Raw genomic sequence first — 872 nt, 5'->3', positions numbered from 1 at the left:
TTCGACGCCCTACAAGCAGCGCGTCCCCGCGATGACACAGTCCTGTTGGTGGCCCGCACCCGGGTGTTGGACCCGGGCCGCGTCGCCGACTGGGACGTACCTTCTGACCCGGCGGCCGTCGCCACGGTGCGCGCCGGTGCCGACCGCCAGCTGCGGGTCTGGGGCCTGGAGAAGATCGGCTTCAACACCGAGCTCATCCTCAGCGAACTGGTCACCAATGCCATCCGCTACGGAGCCCCGCCCGTCCACGTCCGACTGGTGCACGATCGCACCCTGATCTGCGAGGTCACCGACGGCAGCAGCACGTCCCCGCACGTGCGCCGGGCGGCCGCCACAGACGAGGGCGGACGAGGCCTTTTCCTCGTCGCCCGGTTCACAGAACGCTGGGGAACCCGGTACACCGCGGATGGCAAGGTCATCTGGACCGAACAGGTCCTGCACGACGGCGCGGGCGGACCCGGCACCGACCTCGCCGACCTCCTCCTCGATCAGTGGGATGAGCCCACCCTGTGATCGCGGGACCGGAGCAGCTCATGTCCGTCGTGTGAGGTGGTGCCCGCCCTGGGCGGATGCGCCCAGGGTCGAACCTGTGTCCGCCGTCTTCGCCGCCTACGCCCTCGGCTCCGCCGCCGTCCTGCTGCTCGTCTCCGTCACCACCGCCGCCGCGGGCGACGTCCTCGTCCAGTACCCTGCGCCACTCCGACGGGTTCTCGCGCAGCTCGGGGGCACACCGCGCAGGAACTGGCCGATGTGACCGTCCCCCGGCTTGCTGACTTCGTCAGCGTCGACCTCCTTGCCGATCTCGCGGACGGTGACGAACCTCCCTCCGGCCCGCTGACAGGCCCAGTGCCGCTGCGCCGTGTGGCGCAGCA

The 872-nt window shown here is 70.6% G+C and carries 2 protein-coding genes; both read left to right on the top strand.

Translation table 11 applies throughout. The features are described from left to right. Positions 1-513 (top strand): ATP-binding protein (locus ABD198_RS30515; RefSeq protein WP_344007979.1); only part of this gene is annotated, 513 nt, incomplete at its 5' end. A 76-nt stretch (positions 514-589) separates the two neighbouring features. Then, positions 590-754, top strand: a complete 165-nt coding sequence (locus ABD198_RS30510) for a hypothetical protein (RefSeq protein WP_344007981.1) — start codon at positions 590-592, stop codon at positions 752-754. The last annotated feature ends 118 nt before the right edge of the window (positions 755-872 follow it).

It is taken from the genome of Streptomyces thermocarboxydovorans, assembly GCF_039524635.1.
GTDB classification, from domain to species: domain Bacteria; phylum Actinomycetota; class Actinomycetes; order Streptomycetales; family Streptomycetaceae; genus Streptomyces; species Streptomyces thermocarboxydovorans.
Note: the sequence above shows the minus strand (reverse complement) of the source record. Positions and strands in the feature narration are given on the sequence as shown.